This is a genomic window from Mesorhizobium sp. B283B1A, from assembly GCF_020165735.1.
Classification (GTDB): domain Bacteria; phylum Pseudomonadota; class Alphaproteobacteria; order Rhizobiales; family Rhizobiaceae; genus Mesorhizobium; species Mesorhizobium opportunistum.
Genome location: NZ_JAIUIQ010000031.1, coordinates 56,677 through 74,524 on the forward strand (window position 1 = coordinate 56,677; position 17,848 = coordinate 74,524).

Here is a 17,848-nt window from a genome sequence, read left to right on the forward strand (position 1 = left end):
CGCTTTGAGCTCGCCAGTTCATGTATTGGAAAGTTAAGGAACCGTTAATCCCGTTTGACTCGACAATTTCTCGGGACCTAGGATCGAGATGACGGGGGATGCTGGGTATGGGGTACATCCTTGGCTCTGTCTCGTCGGGTTCAACCTCCAAAGGGAGAAATTGACATGAAGAAGCTCATGACGATGACCCGGCAGTTCCGCGACGATGAAAACGGCGCTGCTATGGTCGAATACTCAATCCTGATCGGCATCATTGCCGCGGCATCGATCGTTGCGGTCATCGCTATCGGCGGATGGGTCGGCAGCCAGTTCAGCGGCCTGTGCACCAAGCTGGCCGGCAAGGGTCTCGATGCTGCAGGCACCGGCACCGGCGCTTGCGTCCCAGGTTGATCAGGAGAGATAGCCATGAATCTACTTAGCAACGTAGCCAAGCAGTTCCGCGACGACGAAAACGGCGCTGCTATGGTCGAATACTCAATCCTGATCGGCATCATTGCCGCAGCTTCCATTGTTGCGGTTATTGCCATCGGCGGATGGGTTGGCAGCCAGTTCACCGGCCTCTGCGCCAAGCTGAACACCAAGGGTCTGAAGGCCGACGGCAGTGCTGGCGGCGTCTGCTGATGCAGTCGGCTCGCTAGGCCGGCATCGGTCAGGGAAGGAGAGATAGGCATGAAGCGGCTTATCAACGTAGCCAGGCAGTTCCACGACGATGAGAACGGCGCTGCCATGGTGGAATACTCAATCCTGATCGGCATCGTCGCAGCGGCATCGATTGTTGCGATTATTGCCATCGGCGGATGGGTCGGCAGTCAATTCACCGGCCTTTGCGTGAACCTGAACGGCAGTGGCATATCCAAAACCGGCGCTGCCGGTGGTGGGACTTGCTAAAACCTCATGGGCCGGAATCACACGATTTCGGCCCATAATTTGCGCTTTGAAGGGGCTGAGATTCGCCCAGCGGGCGATGGTGGGGTGGGAAGATGCGCGCTAATACGCTTATCATGATTGTTCTCGCCGGCGTGTTCGGCGTCCTGGCGGTGGTGCTTGCCAATATCTGGCTGGCCAGCCAGCGCAATGCGATGGCGCGGACGGATGACGTCCCGCGCGATACGGTCGTTGTGGCGGCCGTACCTTTGAAATTCGGCGACATGCTGACCGACGACAAGCTGCGCGAAGTCGCATGGCCGGCGGGCGCGGTTCCGGCCGGCGCCTTCAAGACAACGAAAGAAGCGCTGGCTGGCGAAGGTACCAAGCAGGCGTTGCAGGCGATCGGCACCAACGAGCCTATTCTGGCCACGAAGATTACCGGCCCTGGCCAGCGCGCGACGCTTTCGGCGGTGCTCGGCGAAGGCATGAAGGCCGTTTCCATCAGGGTCAACGACGTGCTCGGCGTCGCCGGCTTTGTGTTCCCGGGCGACCGGGTCGACATACTCCTGACGCGCACTGCGCGCGGCGACGACGGTGCCGACAAGAGTTTTGTCGACGTGCTGTTGCAAAGCATGAAGGTGCTTGCCGTCGACCAGGTGGCCGACGAGAGCAAGGACAGCCCGACAGTGGTGAAATCCGTGACACTGGAGGCCAGCACCAAGGATGCGCAGAAGCTGACTTTGGCGGCGGGCGCCGGCCAATTGTCGCTGGCGCTGCGCCAGGCCGCCGCCAGCAAGGGCGAGACGACCGAAAGGGTGACCCTGTCGGACCTGACCGGCGAAACGCCGGAGGACGTTGCCAAAAGGCAAGCCGAGCTCGACAAGAAGGCCGCCGCCGAAGCGGAGGCCGCGGCCGAGCGCAAGCATGCCGAGGACAAGATTGCCGGGTTGACCCAGGCGGTGGAGCGAGTGGGAAGCCGCCTCGACGAGTTGGGCAAGGTGAAGCCGGCTCCGGCCGTGGTGTCGGCTCCGGAAGTCCGGGAAGTCGTGAAGGAAGTGGTCAAATACGTGCAGCCGGAACCGCCTAAACAGGTGACGATTGGTGTTTTTCGGGGTGTGAAGCTCGAGACATATGACGTGCCGCGACAACCATAACAGCGGCGCGGCAATGGGTTTGGCGCTGCCGCGGGCAGCGATTGGGGAGACGGGGATGCAGGGGTTTTGGATGAGGAAGGTGGTGGCCGCGTTGTCCGTTTGGGCGACGCTGTTGCTGTCGAGCCTGGCGGCCGACGCGGCCGACCGTTTCATCGACGTGTCGAACCCCAGCGTCCACCGTGTTTTCCTGCCGATGTCGCAATCAGTGACGATCCAGGTGAATGCCAATCTGGGCGACATCGTCGTTGGCGACGAGAAGATCGCCGATGCGCAGCCGATGACCGACCGTACGCTCTATGTCATCGGCAAGGGCGCCGGCACCACAACGGTCAATCTGTTCTCCACCGACAAGCGCTCGCTCGGCGTCATCCAGATCGAAGTCGGTGTCGACGTCAGCGACATGGCGGCGGCGATCCGCCAGGTGGCGCCAAGGTCGCGCATCGAAATCGGTTCGATCAACGGCAAGGTCAGGCTTGGCGGCCATGTCAAGGATGGCGCCACGCTGGAGGCCATCATGCAAGTGGCACAGCAATATGGCCCCGACGCCATCATCAATTCAGTCACCGTGGATGACAGCCAGCAGGTCAATCTGGAAGTGCGCGTGCTGGAAGCCAAGCGCAATGCCGGCCGCGACCTCGGCGTGTCGATCAGGAGCACGAACGGCAGCGGCACGAACCGTAGCGGGACAGGCATTGCCGCAGTCGACGAAGACAATGTGGTGGCCGGAGCCGGCAATATTGTCAGCGGCCTTCTTTCGAACAGCAATCCCTTCGCGGCCCTGATCACCCGCGTCATCGACAGCAACATCAAGGTCGACCTGATCATCGAGGCGCTCGAGGCCAAGGGCGTGGTGCGCACGTTGGCCGAGCCCAACCTGACCACGCTTTCCGGCGAGCCGGCGAGCTTCAATGCTGGCGGCCAGGTCCCGATCCGCAGCGTCACCGCCGATGGGCTGGTCCAGATCGAATACAAGCAGTTCGGCGTCAATCTTCAGTTCACGCCGGTCGTGCTCGCCGACGACAAGATCCACATGAAGCTGGCGCCGGAGGTGAGCGACCTGACCGGCTTCACCACTGCCGGCGACCCGATCTTCACCAACCGCAAATTGGATACCGTCGTCGAACTGCGCGACGGCCAGAGCTTCGCGGTCGGCGGCCTGCTGTCCAGCAAGACCACCAAGCTGCAGAACCAGGTGCCGTGGCTCGGCCAGGTGCCGGTGATCGGCACGCTGTTCCGCAATTCGAGCAACCAGAAGGAAGAAACCGAGCTGGTGGTCATCGTCACACCGCACATCGTGCGGCCGGTGAAGCCCGGCGAGCAGTTGGCGACGCCGTTCGACAAGACGCGGCCGGCCAACGATCCCGAGTTTTTCGTGCTCGGCCAGCTCGAGGTGAACAAGGACATGATCCGTAAATATGAAACGGGCGACGGCGTCACCGGCCCCTATGGCCACATGCTCGACTTCAAATCGAAGGACAAGATGCTCTATGTCAAGAAATAGCGCGTTGATCCTTATTCTGTGCACCGGCGCGCTGACGGGCTGCGCTGCCGACTATCTCAACCACTACGATTCGGTGACCCTGGCCGCCGGCGACACGCAAAAATACAATTCGATGCTGCAGACGGTCGACCCGCTCAATCCAAACTCCAGGAACACACATATCGAAGGCGACGGCACACGTGCCGCGCTTGTCGCGCACAGCTACAAATTTCCGCCGCCGCCGCCACCACCGCCGGCGATCACGGTCAATGTCGGCGGCTCGGGCGTGACACCGTGAGCTGAACAGAGGGATGCGGGGGCGCCGGGCAAGCGGGGGGCCCTGGCGCAGGAAAGCAGAGAGTAAGGTCATGTTGGGGACCATTCGAGCCTTCTGGAACGATCAACGCGGCGTAGCGATGATCCTGGTGGCGATCATGCTGCCAGTGCTTATCGGCTTCTCGGTGCTGGCCATCGACATGAGCCGGCTCAACGGGCTGCACAACGATCTGCAGAAGGGTATCGACGCGATGGCGCTTGCCGCCGCGGCGGAACTCGACGGCAGATCGGATTCCATCACCCGGGCCAATTTGGCCGTGACGACCCTCGTCTCCAACAACACCCTATTTTCGACATCAGGCGATCATCCGCTGGTTTTAGCAGATATGACCGTCAAGTATCTGACCGGCATCCCCGCCAGCGACGAAACCGCATTGAGCGCTGACGGCGTCGATGCCGATGGCACAAACTGGGCAAGCACCGATCCCAAGGCTGTTTCCTTCGCTGAGGTCACGATCAACGCTTCCGGCGTTGCGGCTGGTGCAGGTGCCTTCGCGACGATCTTTCCGGCAAGTCTGGTCGGCAGCAAGGACACCATGGAAATCCAGCCGCAAGCGGTGGCCGGGTTCGTTCAGTCAATCTGCGAAACCGTTCCGCTGTTCATGTGCAACCCGTTCGAGACGACGGATTTTTCGACCAGCAAGACGATCCAGCAAGCCTTTGCCTCGGGCGATACCTATGGGCGAGAGTTCCGTATTTTGAAAGTCGATTCCAATCCTGGCCCCGGCAATTTCGGCCTGATCGACAACAATCTCAGCTCGCTGCGAGATGCCATTGCGATCGGCACCTCGGGAACCTGTTACAATCGCAACGCACTGACCACGAAGACCGGCGTCACCCTTGGCCAGGTCAGCACTGGCCTCAACACCCGATTCGATCTCTACAGCGGCTCGTTGAACAACGACAGCAAGGACTTCAATTACAGGCCGGCCACCAACGTTCGCAAGGGCCAGAAGACCGGCTGCAGCAAGTACGATCCCGTGACGGACAACACCGCGTTGCCTTTGCCTCCGGGCACCAATTACGACGATGCGAAGGGAATGTCCGGCGCGATCGGATCGCAGAGCTTCTGGACGAGTTACTGGCAGGTCAACCACGGGACGGCATATCCGAACGTCCCCAGCACCACCAACCCGACCGGCTCCACGAGCGCTCCCGCATCAAGATATGATGTCTACAAGTACGAGATCGCCAAAAGCCTTGTCGGTGACAAGTCGCTGAATCCGACCAAGGAAAGCGGCGATCCATCCTGCTACAAGGGCCCTACTCCGACACTCGATCCAGATCGCCGGCTGCTCAACATGGCAATCGTCAACTGCCTCGCCAACGAGGACAAGCTAAACGGTCACGTCTCCATCAAGCCGGACGGCTATGTCAGCGTGTTCATTAACACGCCGGTTCAGAAGCAGGACAACACGAAGGATCCAGACGATCCTTCCGCGGGCGAGAAACCCATCAGTCTCGAGATCGTCGACGTGGATGGCGCCTTTGCCAACAACACGCTTGTCGACAAGGCGTTTCGCAACGAAGCGCAATTGTACCGGTAGCACCATGTTCATCAAACTGAGGCAGTTCCTCCAGCGGTTCCACCACGATGAACAAGGCGCCGCCTTGGTCGAGATAGCGATCGTCATGCCATTCGTGCTGCTGCTGTCGGCCGGGGTCTTCGAGTTCTCGAACATCTTCAACACGCGTCTGCTTCTCGCAGCTGGCGTCGAGGATGCCGCTCGCTATATGGCGCGCTGCAGCAGTGACTGGAATACTTGTTCAACGTTGGCAAAAAACCTCGCGGTGAACGGGGCGGTTACGAACGGCAGCGCCAGGGTTGCCGGGTGGACGGTGGCTCAAGTCACCGTTAAGCCAGTACAATCGCTCCAGGCGATCGATTCGACCGGTACTGAGCTCTATCTCAGCAGCACCGGCACAGTCATTGTGGTGCAGGTCAGCACGGCATATCCATATCCTACTCTAGGCCTCTGGTCCTATCTTGGCTTTGCCAACCTTACGCTCAATGTTTTCCATCAGGAGCGTGTCTTGGGATGGTGATGCCGCGCGGCACGTTCTGGAGAAACCAATCCGGCGCGACAATGGTGGAGGCGGCCATTGCAATGCCCATGCTGCTGACCCTGCTGCTTGGTTTCGTCGACTTTGGCTACGCCTTCTACCAATGGAATGCCGGCAACAAAGCGGTGCAGGCGGGCGCCCGGCTGGCGCAGATTTCCGCTCCGATCGCCAGCGGACTTCTGCTCGAAGCACAAACCCCCGGCAACCCACTGGATGTGGGAAAGGCTGTTCCGGCCAACATTTACAGCTACATCTGTACGGCTAATGCTGCCGGAGCTGTGTCTTGCACCTGTGGAACAGGCGCCACATGCCAAAACCTCAATGTGAACCAGGCCGCTTTCGACTTCATCTTCAGCGGCAGCAGCAGCCGGCCGGGAATGCTGACATTCCTGCCCACCCTTCTGAAGTCCGAGGTCCAGATTCAGTATCAGGCGTCCGGGCTCGGCTACTGGACGCGCCCCAACGGGCCGGTACCAACGATCACCGTCAGCATTGAAAAACATCCCTTCCAGTTCTTCTTTCTGGCCGGGTTTCTCGGCCTTGGAAAAATCACCATGCCCTCCATGCTGAGCACGGCTACGGGCGAAGACATGAAAAGCACCTGGCCATGAACGCGATGAATACCAAGGTTACACCGACCAAGCGAAAGCAGGTGGCGCTGTTCTCTTCGGATGCGAATTTCAAGCGCGAGGTGGCGACGCGGCTCGATGCGCTGGCGATCTATGACGTCAGGGTTTCCGAGACGGACGATTTTCTCAAGGGCCCGCCCGCCGATGCGCGCCCGGGCATCGTCATCCTCGATCTCGGCAGCGGCGGGCTGCTTGGCAGGCCCGGCATCGTCGAGGCGCGCGCGCTGTGGGCGTCCGTGCCGCTGATCGCGGTCTCCGACGAGCTGACGTCGGAACAGACGCGCGTGCTGGTGCGCATGAACGCCTCGGACTGGCTGCACAAGCCGCTCGACGGCAAGGAGCTGCTCAACGCGGTGACCTTCCACGATACCGGCAACCAGGGAACGAAAAGCCGCATCATCACCTTCATCAGCGCCAGCGGCGGAGCCGGCGCCACGACGCTCGCGCTGTCGGCGGCCGAGTTCCTGGCCTCGAAATCGGCCGAGCGCGCGGCTTCGACCTGCCTGGTCGATCTCGACTTCCAGAGCGCCAATTGCGGCGCCTATATCAACCAGTTCAACCAGTTCGACCTGACGGGCATCATCGGCCAGCCCGAACGGCTCGACGTCGAGCTGATGGACGTCATCAAGCTTTCGCGCCCGTCCGGCCTCACCCTTTATGCGTTCGAGCGGCCGCAACTGCCCTTCGAGCCGCATGGCAGCGATTTCGTGTTCCGGCTTCTGGACTTGGTCGCCTACCGCTTCGACGACATCGTCATCGACCTGCCCAATCTCGAGACGCCCTGGCACAATTCCGTGCTTTCGACGAGCGACGAGATCTTCATCGTGTTCGAGCTCAATGTCGCGTCGCTGCGGCAAGGCAAGCGGCTCTACAGCAAGATCCGCGAACTGCGCGGCAACGCGGTCAACATCACGCTCGTCGCCAACAAGCACAAGCGCAAATGGTTCGGGAACCACTTCTCGCGCAGCGAGCTGGAGAAGATATTCAAGGCGCCGCACATCAAGTCGGTGGCGCTGGACAACGCGCTTCTCGCCGATGCCCTGAACCGGGCGATCCTGCCTTCGGAAGTGGATGGGCGGGCGCGCTTCAACAAGGATCTGAAGACGATGTTCAAAGAGCGGCTCGATGACGCTGCCCGATAGGCATCGGATCGCCTCGGGGCTGGCCGCCGCCTGCATCGCGGGCCTGGCGCTTGTGATGCCGGCCGGCGCCCATGCCGGGTCCGCAGGCGCTCCGCCGCTGCCGGCCATGGGTCCAAGCCTGCGCAAGACAGTCGCCTTCGAAACCGCCGAACAGCCCGGAACGATCATCATCCGCAAGGACGAGAAGGCGCTCTACCTGGTGACGCGCCAGGGCCAGGCACTTCGCTACAAGATCAGCGTCGGGCGCGACGGTTTCGGCTGGACCGGGGTCGTCAAGGTCGGAGCCAAGACGGAATGGCCGCAATGGCGCCCGCCCAAGGAAATGCGTGCCCGCCAACCGGAGCTGCCGGAAATGGTGCCGGCCGGCCCCTACAATCCGCTTGGCGCCAGGGCGCTCTATTTGTCTCGGGACGGGCACGACACGCTCTACCGAATCCACGGCACCAATGACCCGTCAGGGGTCGGCTTCGACGGAACATCGGGCTGCTTCCGCCTCACCAACACCGATGTGATCGACCTTTTCAAGCGCGTCCCGATCGGCGCCAAGGTGGTGGTTCAATGACGACGATCAGCGAGCCGGGCATGCCGGCGATCGATGTTGGCAAACGCGAACAGGTCGCCGTCGACAGACCTGGCAACACAAAAGCGATCGGCGTCGTCGCCGCCGGCGCCTTGCTGATCACCTTGGTCAACATGGCGGCTGCCATCTATCTCTATCGGGGCATCAACGACCTGCGCTCCGTCGAGGCGCGGCTGGAGCAGCTCGGAGCGTTCGAGCAACGGATCGCGGCGCGGCTCGATACGGTCAACAACGGCTTCCAGAGCCGGTTCGAAAAACTGGACAGTCAGTTGCAGGGCAACTTCAACGAAATCAATGGCAGCCTTGCCAGGCTGGAGCAGACCCCGCCCGCCGTCGCCGGCAGCAGTCCGCCGAATGCGGCGGAACAATCCGAGGTTACTACCAGCGCGGTGGCGGAAGCGCCCGAGGCGCTCGATAGCGAAACCGCCAGCGAGGCCAGCGTCATCGAAGCGCCACGACCGCCCAAAAGGAGGATCGCTTCGGCGCCGCCTCCCCCAAACTCCAACTACCAGCGCATAGAGCAGCCGGACGGCAAGGTCTATTACCGCAAGATCAATTGAAGCCGCCGGCGTTGATGGCGTCTTCTAGAGATCCCGCTGCAGGGTGACGAGCTGCATTGCCCGCAACTCCGCGCGTTGTTTCGCTTCGGTGAGGAAGGCCACGTGACAGTAAACACACGCGGCCGTGCCTAGAAAAAGGACCATGCTGTTCTGCCAGGAGAAATCGACCATCAGCGAGAATTGGAGCCCGCTGGGTGCCGTAAAGGCGGCAATGGTGCTCGCCGTCTGAGATTGGCTGCTGGCGGCTATCATCAGCCCCACGAAAAGCAGCGCCAGATGGTTGGCCAGAAAGAATGGAGCCCGCTTGCGGGCGTGGCAGGCAAGCCAGCTGACGATCAAGGCGGCGGCCAGGATCGTGAAATCGAGAACCATCGAGCTATCCAGATAGAAGTCGACCTGCTGCCAGAACATCGTCGACAACGGCCGCAGTTCAAGCCAGATCCACCACATTGTGGGGCTCGCCGGATAGGCGCCCAGCAAGAATGTCGCGATACGCGCTCCCGCCAGGATAGCAAGGACAAGAGCGGGAAAGAGAAAGAGCAGAATCGGCTTGCGTTTCATGTCGCCCTCCACATTAGCAATCGATGATAGACGGCAGAACTTGCGCAACCCTTAACGGCCGGGATTGCTCATTAGGAAGATGCCTATTGGCCGGCGCATCAGCAGCGGCCTTCACGTTTCCCTAACCGTACACGTCGGTTTTATGTGCCATTTTTGCTACATCACGCGGACGTTCTGGCTGGAAAATACTTTTAGCGTTTCCTAAAATAATAATTACCCACATATTTCGTGTAATCTGGTAGATGATCCACCGACGGCCGGCCTGGCTTGGGCCCAGGTTTGGTTGTGGCGCCCCGCAAAAGGGCGTTGGGGAAAAGTTGGGGCGGGCTAAATGAGAAAAACAGGCATTTCGGCCATGGGCAAGCGCCTTGGTCTTTTGATGGCGGCCACGATGCTGTCTTGCGGGGGTGCAAATGCCCTCACGCTCAAGGAGGCCGTGGCGGTTGCCGTCGAGTCCAATCCCGAGATCGGCCAGGCCATAGAAAATCGCGAGGCGATCGAATTCGAATTGCGCCAGGCAAAAGGGCTCTATCTTCCCAGCGTCGACGTGGAAGCATCCGGAGGGGCTCGCCGTCTCGACAACTCGTCGCGTCGCGCGCTTTCCCTCGATGATGACAACCTCTACCCGGCAGAAGCCGATCTGACGGTTTCACAGACCGTCTATGACAGCGGTGCAAGGCGGGCCGAGCTCAATCGTCAGGCGTCGCGGGTCGATGGCGCGTCGTTCCGCGTGCTGGAGCGGTCCGAATTTATCGGGCTCTCGGTGGTCCAGGACTACCTCGAATACATGCTGCAGGCGTCGATCGTTTCAGAGGCGAAGAAGAACCTGGGCTTCCATCAGGCTATCCTCCACGACATCCAGGAAGGCATCGCGGGCGGCGGGCTGAACGAAGCCGACCGGCAACAGGCCGAGGAGCGGCTGTTCGCGGCCAAGGCCCGCATGCAGGAAGCCTCGGAGGAACTGGAGGCTTCGAAGATACGGTTTTTCAAGACCGTCGGGAAACCGCTGACCAATGCGTCGCGGCCTGGCGACGTTTCGGCAGCGCTGCCGAGGTCGCTGGACGATGCGCTGGGCCTGGCACGAGAAAACAACCCGCGCGTCCACATGGCCAACAGCGATATCGCCGCGGCGGCCTCGCTGGTGGACGCGGCCCGAGCGAAGTACGGTCCCTCGATCGTCGCCGAGGGCACGGCCCGGGCGGGATACGATATCGACGGCGACAACGGCGACACATCCGACCTGCAGGCCCGCCTGGTGTTGCGCTGGAACCTCTATCGCGGCGGCATCGACAAGGCCAATGAACAGGAGCAGATCCGCCGCACCAGCGAACAGCGGCTCGCCATGCACCAGGTTCTGCGCGAGATCGAAGAAGCCGTTCGCACCTCATGGGATCGCCGCTTCCGGCAGGCCGACCTGGCAAAGACCCTGAAGCTGCAAGCCGCCTCCAACGAAAAGCTGGTCGCGTCCTATCGCGAACAGTTCAAGGTCGGGCAGCGCTCGTTGCTAGACGTGCTCGATGCGCAGAATACGCGGTTCAACACCGCCACGCTGGCGGACACCGCATCCTATGCGTCACTCTTTGCCCAGTACCGGCTTCTGGCCGCGACCGGGGAATTGCTGAAGACGATGGATATCCAGCCGGCAAAGCAAGCCAACGCCTACGCACGGACCGAGTTCGCCGCACCGGAAACGGCTGACACCGAAACCTATGCGCGCACGCCTTCGGAACAGAAGAATGACCTGCCCTTCGATATTCTGGCTCCGGTCAGGAAGAAGTAAGCAGCGACATAAGGCGCGACCGACAGTCCTCGCGGGCAGATCGTGAACCAGCAACCCCATATCCTGTCGCCGAAGGAGGCTTTCAAGGCCTGCTTTTCGGCCGTTGCCGCGTATCTCGGCCGACCGAGCGCCGAGACCGTGCTGTTCGCCGGCGTGCCGCTGTCGGATACCCGCGTCGAGGTCGACGAGATCCGCAATCTTGCCGAACGCATAGGTCTGGAAGCGCGGGCGTTCGGCCATCGCGATTTCCTGCGCGGGCGGATCGATCTTCCCGCGATTGTCTTTCGCGTCAGCCAGTTGCCTGTTGCCCTGCTCGCCGAGGAGGAAGGCGGCGACTATTTCACCGCCCCGCAGGAAGATGGGCGCACCGCGATCAGCCGATCGGAACTCGCCGCCAGCTATATCAGCGGCGGTGTGTCCTTCTCGATCACCTACGCCAACGCCACGGAGGCGATGAGCGTCGGCTCGGCGCCGAAGATCGAGCGGCGACATTGGCTGACCGGGACGATGGGCGGCTTCTGGCGCACATATTCGAAAGTCGTGCTGTCGGCGATGTTCATCAATCTGCTCGCCATCGCCTCGCCGATCTTCACCATGAACGTGTACGACAGGATCCTCCCGAACAAGGCGATATCGACGCTCTGGGTCTTGGCCATCGGCATTGGCGCCGTCATCGTGTTCGACCTGCTTCTGAAGACCGCCAGGGCATCCCTCATCGATTATGCCGGGCGCAAGGCGGATCTTCGGATCTCCTATATGCTGTTCGAAAAAGTGCTCAACTCGTCGCTCTCGGCGCGACCCGGTTCGACCGGCGAGTACGCAAACCGGATAACGCAATATGAGTTCGTGAGAGAGTTCTTCACCTCGAACACCATCAGCGTCTTCATCGACACGGCTTTCGTGTTCGTCTTCCTGCTGGTCATCTATGCGATCGGCGGCTGGCTGGTCATCATTCCGGCCGTGGCCTTCCTGGCGTCGGTCGCCGTTGGCCTGGTCACGCAGCGGCGCATCGGCAAGCGGGTCGCGGCCTCGATGAACGAGGCTTCGCAGCGCCAGTCCCTGCTGGTGGAGTCGATCTCCACGCTGGAAACGATCAAATCCCTGCGCGCCGAAGCCTATCTCCTGCGCAAATGGGGCGAGCACTCGAAGAACGCCGCCAACACGTCCGAGAAGATCAAGCAGCTTTCGGCGGCAGCCGGCAACATCACCCAGGCGATACAGCAACTGGTCACCGTCGCCCTGGTGGTGGCTGGCGCCTATGCCTTTTCGGAGGGGCACGTCTCGACAGGGGCGATCATCGGGACGGTGATGCTGGCGGGCCGGGCCGTGGCCCCCCTCGGCCAGATCGCCATAACACTGTCGCGGTTTCGCCAGGCCATGCTCTCGTTGCGGATGGTCAACTCGATCATGGCCCAACCGGAAGACCGGCCGGACACGGTGGGCTTCGTAAACCGCCCGATCCGCAATGGCGCGATGGCATTCAAGAACGTCGGATTCGTCTATCCCGGTTCCGAAAACGAGGTTCTGTCCGGCCTGAATTTCACCGTCAAGCCCGGCGAGCGGATCGGCATAATCGGGCGGATAGGATCCGGCAAGACGACCATGGGCCGGCTGATCGGCAGGCTCTTCCTGCCGACCTCCGGCGAGTTGCTGCTGGATCGACATCCGCCAATACCACCCGTCGGAGGTTCGCGCCGCGGTCGGCATCGTTGCGCAGGCTGGCGATCTGTTCTCGGGCACGATCAAGGAAAATCTGCTGATGGCCTGCCCGGAAGCGACCGATGAGCAGATCATCGACGCGGCCAGGGCTGCCGGTGTCGACGAGTTCGTCTCCCGCCATCCGCGTGGCTACGACATGAACGTCGGCGAGCGTGGCACCAATCTTTCCGGCGGGCAGAGGCAGACGGTGGCGATTGCCCGGCTGCTGCTGACCAAGCCGAAAATCGTTTTCCTGGATGAGCCATCCGGCTCGATGGACCTGGCGTCGGAACGTCAGCTGATAAAGCAGCTCAAGGTGGCCTTTGACCGCAGCACCACGCTGATCGTCTCCACCCACCGCTTCAGCATGCTCGAGCTGGCCGACAGGCTGATCGTGATCGAGCAGGGTAAGATCGTCGCCGACGGACCGAAAGAACAAGTCATACAGGCGCTGCAGAAAACAAATGTTTGAGACAAATTATATTGATCCAGATCAATATAATGGGGTTTGGTAAATGCTTGCTAGGGAAGATCGGCCGCCGCTTTTTGCGTCGGCATCCATATTGATCATCGGCGCGCTCTTTGTAAGCTCGGTCGCTTGGGCGTCCTATGCTGAGGTTGATGAAATCGCACGCGGCGACGGCAAGATCATACCCGCCTCGAAGACTCAGATCATCCAGGCCAGCGAGCCGGGCGTCGTTCAGGAAATCGCGGTGACGATCGGGCAGATCGTCAAGAAGAACGACCTCATCATCCGCCTCGACAATACGTTCAACACCTCCAGTCTTGGCGAACAGCAGGCCAAGGCGCGGGCTCTGCAGACGCGCATTGCCCGGCTCAAATTCGAACAGACCGGGAATTTCGAAGGCTCATTTCCATGTCCGTCCGAAATCCAGAAAGTCGCCCCTGAAATCTGTGACAACGAGCAGAAGCTGCTCGTAGCCCGCCGCGACAACTTCGAAGTCAAGCTGTCGGTTCTCAAGTCGCGTCTCGATCAGCGCGAGAAGGAGCTGGACGAAGCGACCGCCAATTCCGATCGCCTCACCCAGAATCTGACCGTCAGTGACCAGGAGGCAAAGCTGGTCGAATCGATGGTCAAGAAGGGCCTGATGGCACGAACCGAGCAGTTGCGCGTCGAGCGCGAGCTGACCGAACTCAACGGCCAGCTGACGCTCGCCGGAGAGACCATCAAGAAAGCCAAGTCGGCCATCACGGAGGCTCAGCTTCAGGTCGACGAACTCGGTCTGCAGTTGCAACAGGAGGCGCTCAGCGATCTGACGCAGGCGCTGGCCGACCTCTCGGTGGTTGACGAGACGATACGCGGCGCCACAGATAAGGTGGCGCGCACCGATATCCGTTCACCCGTGGACGGCATCGTCAACACGCTTGACGTGAATACGCTCGGCGCCTTCGTCCAGCCCGGCGCGGTCGTGGCCGGCATCGTCCCGACCTCCGAGACATTGCTGGTCGAAGCCCGGGTCTCGCCGCGAGACGTCGCTTTCATTCGACCGGGCCAGGACGCGCTGATCAAGGTAACCGCCTATGACTTCTCCATCTTCGGCGGCATCGAAGGCAAGGTCTCCAACATCACCGCCGACAGCCTGGTCGACCAGAAAACCGGCGAACCTTACTATCAGGTGCGCGTCGCCACGGAGCGATCCACGCTGACACGGGATGGCAAGGTCTATTCGATCATTCCCGGCATGATCTGTTCCGTCGATATCAAGACCGGACGCAAGACCATCCTGACCTACCTCCTGAAGCCGATCAACAAGGCACGAGAGGAGGCAATGAGTGAACGATAGCGCCACTCCTCCCGCCGTCCTCGACCGGTTGCTCGTGCCGACGAAGGCAGAAGACCTCGGCATGGAGTTCCGGGTCGTCGCGCGCCTCGGCATACGACGCGGAATCCGCCTGGAGCGGGCTTTCTGGACGTCGCTGAGGCATATGGCGGAAAGCCGGAAGTGCACGATCGGCATGCTTGTCGATGAGATCGCCGAAGGTCAGCCTGCTTCTGGCAACCTGACATCGGCGATCAGAGTTGCCTGCATACGTGACATGGCGGAGGAAAACCTGACGTTGAAAAGGCTAGCATCGATAAGGACGATCAGCGCGATACTGGTCGCCTGTCCCTCGCCCGCCTTTGCCCTTTCATCGTCGAAAAAAATCCTGACCTTCAACGCTCCGTTCCAACAGCTGGTAAAGCGTCAATTGCCGACGGCACCGAACGATGACGGGCGTCAGGATCTCAGGCTGGCACTCGATCTCAACGTCGCGGATATATTTGCACGGCTGGATGCCAATGGCGAAACCCCGGTCGCCAGCGGGTTCGTCATCGGCGCCGGCGACCGCCGCTATCGCGGCCAGTTGAACGCGGTGCGGGCGCCGCTGATCGAGCAGGACCTGCTGATGGCGTTCGTCAGCGGCTAGAGTGTAGCTTCGATCCAACGTCCGCCGGCTGTGCTTACTTTCGCACAAGCTTCCCCAAAGCCGTATCCGGCTGCAATCCTTCGCCGGGTGCGACGCCGGCAAAGCCGCCCTTGATCTCGGCAACCTGCGCATTGCCCGATCTCGAGCCATGAATCCAGGCGCGATCCGTGCTGAAGGAATAGAGCGGAACGTAGTCGGGGAGATCGCTGTCACGCAGGACGGTGTTGTGGAGGCTGTCGAGAATGAATACGCCATCTGCAGTGCTCACCGACAGGACGGCGTGGAAGAACCCGCGCTTGCGATCCTGCAGGACGACGAGCGCCATGCTTTGCGCGGGAATGCCGGCCCTGAGCAGCGCCGTCATCTTCAGTATGACAAAATCCTCGCAGTCGCCGGCGCGCTTGTCGAGCACCTCCGAAGGCTTCGCCCAATAGTCGAGCTTGCCATAGACGACACTGTCCTTCCTGTAGGCGATCAGGCGATTTATGCCGCTGTTGACGAGGGATAGTTTCTCGGTGAATCCCTTGCCCTGTGCCGTCGAGATCAGCGTGGCAAAAGCCGCGCTCTTGTGCTCGCAGGCACTGCCTGCCGTGCAGCCGACGATTGCCTGGTAGACAGGCGCCCACCGCGCCGCGACAGGAAAGTTGTGCATGGACAGCGCGACCGACCCGAACACGCCGGGAATGATCGCAGCCGTCTGGATAGGATCAATTCCAACCTCGGCCGGTCGGACATCGGCGGGCGTTGGCGCAACGGCGGCATTGGCGTCGTCGATGGCGTAGCTCATGGAGACAATGCCGGGCTGGTATCCCGCGACCGGCTGCCAGGGCCGGGACCTTTCCAGGGAAACGCCACCCAGGCTACGCGGCGCCTCGACCTTTTCGACGAGCCCGCCGACCGACGCGACACCCTCGAAACGAGTGCCCGCGAGCGATGGCTGCGGCAGGCCCGCAAGGCCGATCGCCAGCAAGATCAGTTTGAGACCGGTTGTCCCCGGCGCGGTTTTTTCTTTTTTCATAACGCCCACCTTTGACTGTGGACGGTACCAATCTTGTCTCAACTTATTGGCAACGAAGGTAGATAACGACGGCAGAACTTACTTCGTCTGTTTTACATAAAATTTTATTCTAATTTATACTTTTATTTACCATCCAGACGGAGGCGAACCGCCGTCAAGAGCCGCCGACACCCGCAATATATAACGGAATATATGTTACCGGTTTACCACGCGTAAAAAATACGATTTTGTGCATATTGCAGTATATCAAATGGATTGATCAACCGTTGCAAAGCAAAGGTGAGCGCTGTCTCTTTCCGGGAAATTCCGGAGGGTACAAGCAAATGACCACCAATATCGAATTGGACACCGCTGCAAGGTCCTGGGACGAGCATTCCGCCGCCAGTGACCATCACGGTAAGACATCGCCGGCGGAGATCCAGGTCGCCCAGGCGGCTTCGACGCAGCAGGCCGCGCCGGCAGCGGCCGAACCTGTGCCGGTCGATGTCGGCAGCGGCGCGCCCGTCAAGCCCGAGGCACCCGCGGAAGCGAAAGCACCGGCGGCTGCCGCGCCCCACGAATACGTGGCCGACGCCAACCATGTGGTGAAACTTCCGGCCAATGTCTCGATCGACAACATCAAGGTCGACGGGCACAATCTCGTGCTGGAGCAGGCCGATGGCTCGATCATCGTGATCAAGGATGGCGCCCTCAACGTGCCGACCTTCCTCATCGGCGACGTCGAGGTGCCGCGCGTTGCCCTGATCGCCGCGCTCGAAGCAAGCCATGTCGACGTCGCCTTCGGCGCCGATGGTTCGATCTCGGCTGGCCCGGGCGGCTCGACCTCCAGTGCAGGCGGAGACTTCTCGGTTCCCGCCGGCGGCATCGGCGACGGGTTCGGTCTTTCGGCGCTGTTGCCCCCGACAGACCTGGCGTTCGGCCAGCCGGATCACCGCGAGCTGTTCCCGAGCCTGCTGCCCGACTCGACGCCGTCGATCATCGACCTGACGCCTTCCGTCAATGGCGGCGACACCATCGTCAACGAGAAAGGCCTGCCGGCAAGCTCCGGGTCGGAAGGCTCCGGCGAGGCGCAGAATCCCGCCCCCAACAGCGACCAGTCCGAGACCAACACCGGCACCTTTACCATCACCTCACCCGACGGTATCGGCTCGCTGACCATCGCCGGCCAGGTAATTTCGGCTGCCGCGCTTGCCAACAGCGCATCGACGTCGATCGACATCACGACGCCGCTCGGCAACACGCTGACCATCAACGGCTATGACGCCAGCACCGGCCAGGTGAGCTACAGCTATACGCTCGTCCACAGCGCCACTCACCCCGACGCCGGGATCGATTCCATCTTCGACAACATGACGGTGACGGTCACCGACACAGACGGAGACACGTCCCTTCCGGGAACACTGTCGGTGCAGATCGTCGACGACGTGCCGACGGCGCATAACGACAGCGCCACGCAGGCAGCCGAGAACTTGCCGGTGACGGTGAACGTGTTCGCCAACGACGTGCCCGGCGCGGACGGAGTGAACATCACCGATCCGACCAAGGTCGC

Annotated in this window: 17 protein-coding genes and 2 pseudogenes; 17 read left to right on the forward strand and 2 right to left on the reverse strand. The window is 61.2% G+C overall.

Going from position 1 to position 17,848, the window contains the following annotated elements; translation table 11 throughout:
• Positions 1–165: 165 nt before the first annotated feature.
• The 12 genes from LB577_RS23510 (at position 166) to LB577_RS23565 (ending at position 8,812) form a co-directional block, all read left to right on the forward strand.
• Positions 166–390, forward strand: coding sequence for a Flp family type IVb pilin (locus LB577_RS23510; protein WP_224688881.1), 225 nt, complete (start codon positions 166–168; stop codon positions 388–390).
• Between the two features lie 15 nt (positions 391–405).
• On the forward strand, positions 406–621 hold the full coding sequence (locus tag LB577_RS23515; RefSeq protein ID WP_224688883.1) for a Flp family type IVb pilin: 216 nt from the start codon (positions 406–408) through the stop codon (positions 619–621).
• Positions 622–669: 48 nt separating this feature from the next.
• Positions 670–888, forward strand: coding sequence for a Flp family type IVb pilin (locus LB577_RS23520; protein WP_224688896.1), 219 nt, complete (start codon positions 670–672; stop codon positions 886–888).
• A 92-nt stretch (positions 889–980) separates the two neighbouring features.
• Positions 981–2,021 carry a Flp pilus assembly protein CpaB gene (cpaB, locus tag LB577_RS23525; protein WP_224688900.1) on the forward strand — a complete coding sequence of 347 codons (1,041 nt, stop codon included), beginning with the start codon at positions 981–983 and terminating at the stop codon, positions 2,019–2,021.
• A gap of 55 nt (positions 2,022–2,076) precedes the next feature.
• Positions 2,077–3,522, forward strand: coding sequence for a type II and III secretion system protein family protein (locus tag LB577_RS23530; RefSeq protein ID WP_318013554.1), 1,446 nt, complete (start codon positions 2,077–2,079; stop codon positions 3,520–3,522).
• Complete coding sequence (locus LB577_RS23535; protein WP_224688904.1) at positions 3,509–3,799, forward strand: hypothetical protein; 291 nt, start codon at positions 3,509–3,511, stop codon at positions 3,797–3,799. The genes LB577_RS23530 and LB577_RS23535 overlap by 14 nt, the downstream gene beginning before the upstream one ends.
• 70 nt (positions 3,800–3,869) lie before the next feature.
• Positions 3,870–5,384, forward strand: a complete 1,515-nt coding sequence (locus tag LB577_RS23540) for a TadE/TadG family type IV pilus assembly protein (protein ID WP_224688907.1) — start codon at positions 3,870–3,872, stop codon at positions 5,382–5,384.
• 4 nt (positions 5,385–5,388) lie between these two features.
• Positions 5,389–5,883, forward strand: coding sequence for a TadE/TadG family type IV pilus assembly protein (locus tag LB577_RS23545; RefSeq protein ID WP_224688910.1), 495 nt, complete (start codon positions 5,389–5,391; stop codon positions 5,881–5,883).
• On the forward strand, positions 5,877–6,512 hold the full coding sequence (locus LB577_RS23550) for a TadE/TadG family type IV pilus assembly protein (protein ID WP_224688913.1): 636 nt from the start codon (positions 5,877–5,879) through the stop codon (positions 6,510–6,512). Before LB577_RS23545 ends, LB577_RS23550 begins: the two co-directional genes overlap by 7 nt.
• On the forward strand, positions 6,509–7,672 hold the full coding sequence (locus tag LB577_RS23555) for a CpaE family protein (protein ID WP_224688917.1): 1,164 nt from the start codon (positions 6,509–6,511) through the stop codon (positions 7,670–7,672). The genes LB577_RS23550 and LB577_RS23555 overlap by 4 nt, the downstream gene beginning before the upstream one ends.
• A complete protein-coding gene (locus LB577_RS23560) occupies positions 7,656–8,234 on the forward strand; it encodes a L,D-transpeptidase (RefSeq protein ID WP_224688932.1) in 579 nt (192 codons plus the stop codon). The genes LB577_RS23555 and LB577_RS23560 overlap by 17 nt, the downstream gene beginning before the upstream one ends.
• Complete coding sequence (locus LB577_RS23565) at positions 8,231–8,812, forward strand: hypothetical protein (RefSeq protein WP_224688935.1); 582 nt, start codon at positions 8,231–8,233, stop codon at positions 8,810–8,812. Before LB577_RS23560 ends, LB577_RS23565 begins: the two co-directional genes overlap by 4 nt.
• 24 nt (positions 8,813–8,836) lie before the next feature.
• Here the strand turns inward: LB577_RS23565 and LB577_RS23570 are convergent, their stop codons facing one another.
• Entirely contained in the window at positions 8,837–9,373 is a 537-nt protein-coding gene (locus tag LB577_RS23570) for a hypothetical protein (protein ID WP_224688938.1), read from the reverse strand.
• A 331-nt stretch (positions 9,374–9,704) separates the two neighbouring features.
• On the opposite strand from LB577_RS23570, the gene LB577_RS23575 reads away from it, so the two are divergent.
• From LB577_RS23575 to LB577_RS23590, 4 genes and pseudogenes are all read left to right on the forward strand, one after another.
• The gene (locus LB577_RS23575; RefSeq protein WP_224688941.1) at positions 9,705–11,153 is read left to right on the forward strand and encodes a TolC family protein; all 1,449 of its coding nucleotides are present in this window, start codon (positions 9,705–9,707) and stop codon (positions 11,151–11,153) included.
• Between the two features lie 42 nt (positions 11,154–11,195).
• Positions 11,196–13,323 (forward strand): annotated as a pseudogene (locus LB577_RS23580) (type I secretion system permease/ATPase).
• A 43-nt stretch (positions 13,324–13,366) separates the two neighbouring features.
• Positions 13,367–14,656 carry an HlyD family type I secretion periplasmic adaptor subunit gene (locus tag LB577_RS23585; RefSeq protein WP_224688943.1) on the forward strand — a complete coding sequence of 430 codons (1,290 nt, stop codon included), beginning with the start codon at positions 13,367–13,369 and terminating at the stop codon, positions 14,654–14,656.
• Positions 14,646–15,281 (forward strand): ribbon-helix-helix domain-containing protein, encoded by a 636-nt coding sequence (locus LB577_RS23590; RefSeq protein ID WP_023767787.1) that lies wholly within the window; start codon positions 14,646–14,648, stop codon positions 15,279–15,281. The genes LB577_RS23585 and LB577_RS23590 overlap by 11 nt, the downstream gene beginning before the upstream one ends.
• Positions 15,282–15,315: 34 nt before the next feature.
• Here the strand turns inward: LB577_RS23590 and LB577_RS23595 are convergent, their stop codons facing one another.
• The gene (locus LB577_RS23595) at positions 15,316–16,299 is read right to left on the reverse strand and encodes a transglutaminase-like cysteine peptidase (protein ID WP_224688945.1); all 984 of its coding nucleotides are present in this window, start codon (positions 16,297–16,299) and stop codon (positions 15,316–15,318) included.
• 323 nt (positions 16,300–16,622) lie between these two features.
• Here LB577_RS23595 and LB577_RS23600 point away from each other — a divergent pair.
• A pseudogene (locus tag LB577_RS23600) lies at positions 16,623–17,848 on the forward strand (hypothetical protein); the annotation flags it as partial.

Bases quoted from the DNA above. Each gene is read 5' to 3' on its own strand.
- LB577_RS23510 (WP_224688881.1), top strand. From the start codon at position 166: ATGAAGAAGCTCATGACGATGACCCGGCAGTTCCGCGACGATGAAAAC.
- LB577_RS23515 (WP_224688883.1), top strand. From the start codon at position 406: ATGAATCTACTTAGCAACGTAGCCAAGCAGTTCCGCGACGACGAAAAC.
- LB577_RS23520 (WP_224688896.1), top strand. From the start codon at position 670: ATGAAGCGGCTTATCAACGTAGCCAGGCAGTTCCACGACGATGAGAAC.
- cpaB (WP_224688900.1), top strand. From the start codon at position 981: ATGCGCGCTAATACGCTTATCATGATTGTTCTCGCCGGCGTGTTCGGC.
- LB577_RS23530 (WP_318013554.1), top strand. From the start codon at position 2,077: ATGCAGGGGTTTTGGATGAGGAAGGTGGTGGCCGCGTTGTCCGTTTGG.
- LB577_RS23535 (WP_224688904.1), top strand. From the start codon at position 3,509: ATGTCAAGAAATAGCGCGTTGATCCTTATTCTGTGCACCGGCGCGCTG.
- LB577_RS23540 (WP_224688907.1), top strand. From the start codon at position 3,870: ATGTTGGGGACCATTCGAGCCTTCTGGAACGATCAACGCGGCGTAGCG.
- LB577_RS23545 (WP_224688910.1), top strand. From the start codon at position 5,389: ATGTTCATCAAACTGAGGCAGTTCCTCCAGCGGTTCCACCACGATGAA.
- LB577_RS23550 (WP_224688913.1), top strand. From the start codon at position 5,877: ATGGTGATGCCGCGCGGCACGTTCTGGAGAAACCAATCCGGCGCGACA.
- LB577_RS23555 (WP_224688917.1), top strand. From the start codon at position 6,509: ATGAACGCGATGAATACCAAGGTTACACCGACCAAGCGAAAGCAGGTG.
- LB577_RS23560 (WP_224688932.1), top strand. From the start codon at position 7,656: ATGACGCTGCCCGATAGGCATCGGATCGCCTCGGGGCTGGCCGCCGCC.
- LB577_RS23565 (WP_224688935.1), top strand. From the start codon at position 8,231: ATGACGACGATCAGCGAGCCGGGCATGCCGGCGATCGATGTTGGCAAA.
- LB577_RS23570 (WP_224688938.1), bottom strand. From the start codon at position 9,373: ATGAAACGCAAGCCGATTCTGCTCTTTCTCTTTCCCGCTCTTGTCCTT.
- LB577_RS23575 (WP_224688941.1), top strand. From the start codon at position 9,705: ATGAGAAAAACAGGCATTTCGGCCATGGGCAAGCGCCTTGGTCTTTTG.
- LB577_RS23585 (WP_224688943.1), top strand. From the start codon at position 13,367: ATGCTTGCTAGGGAAGATCGGCCGCCGCTTTTTGCGTCGGCATCCATA.
- LB577_RS23595 (WP_224688945.1), bottom strand. From the start codon at position 16,299: ATGAAAAAAGAAAAAACCGCGCCGGGGACAACCGGTCTCAAACTGATC.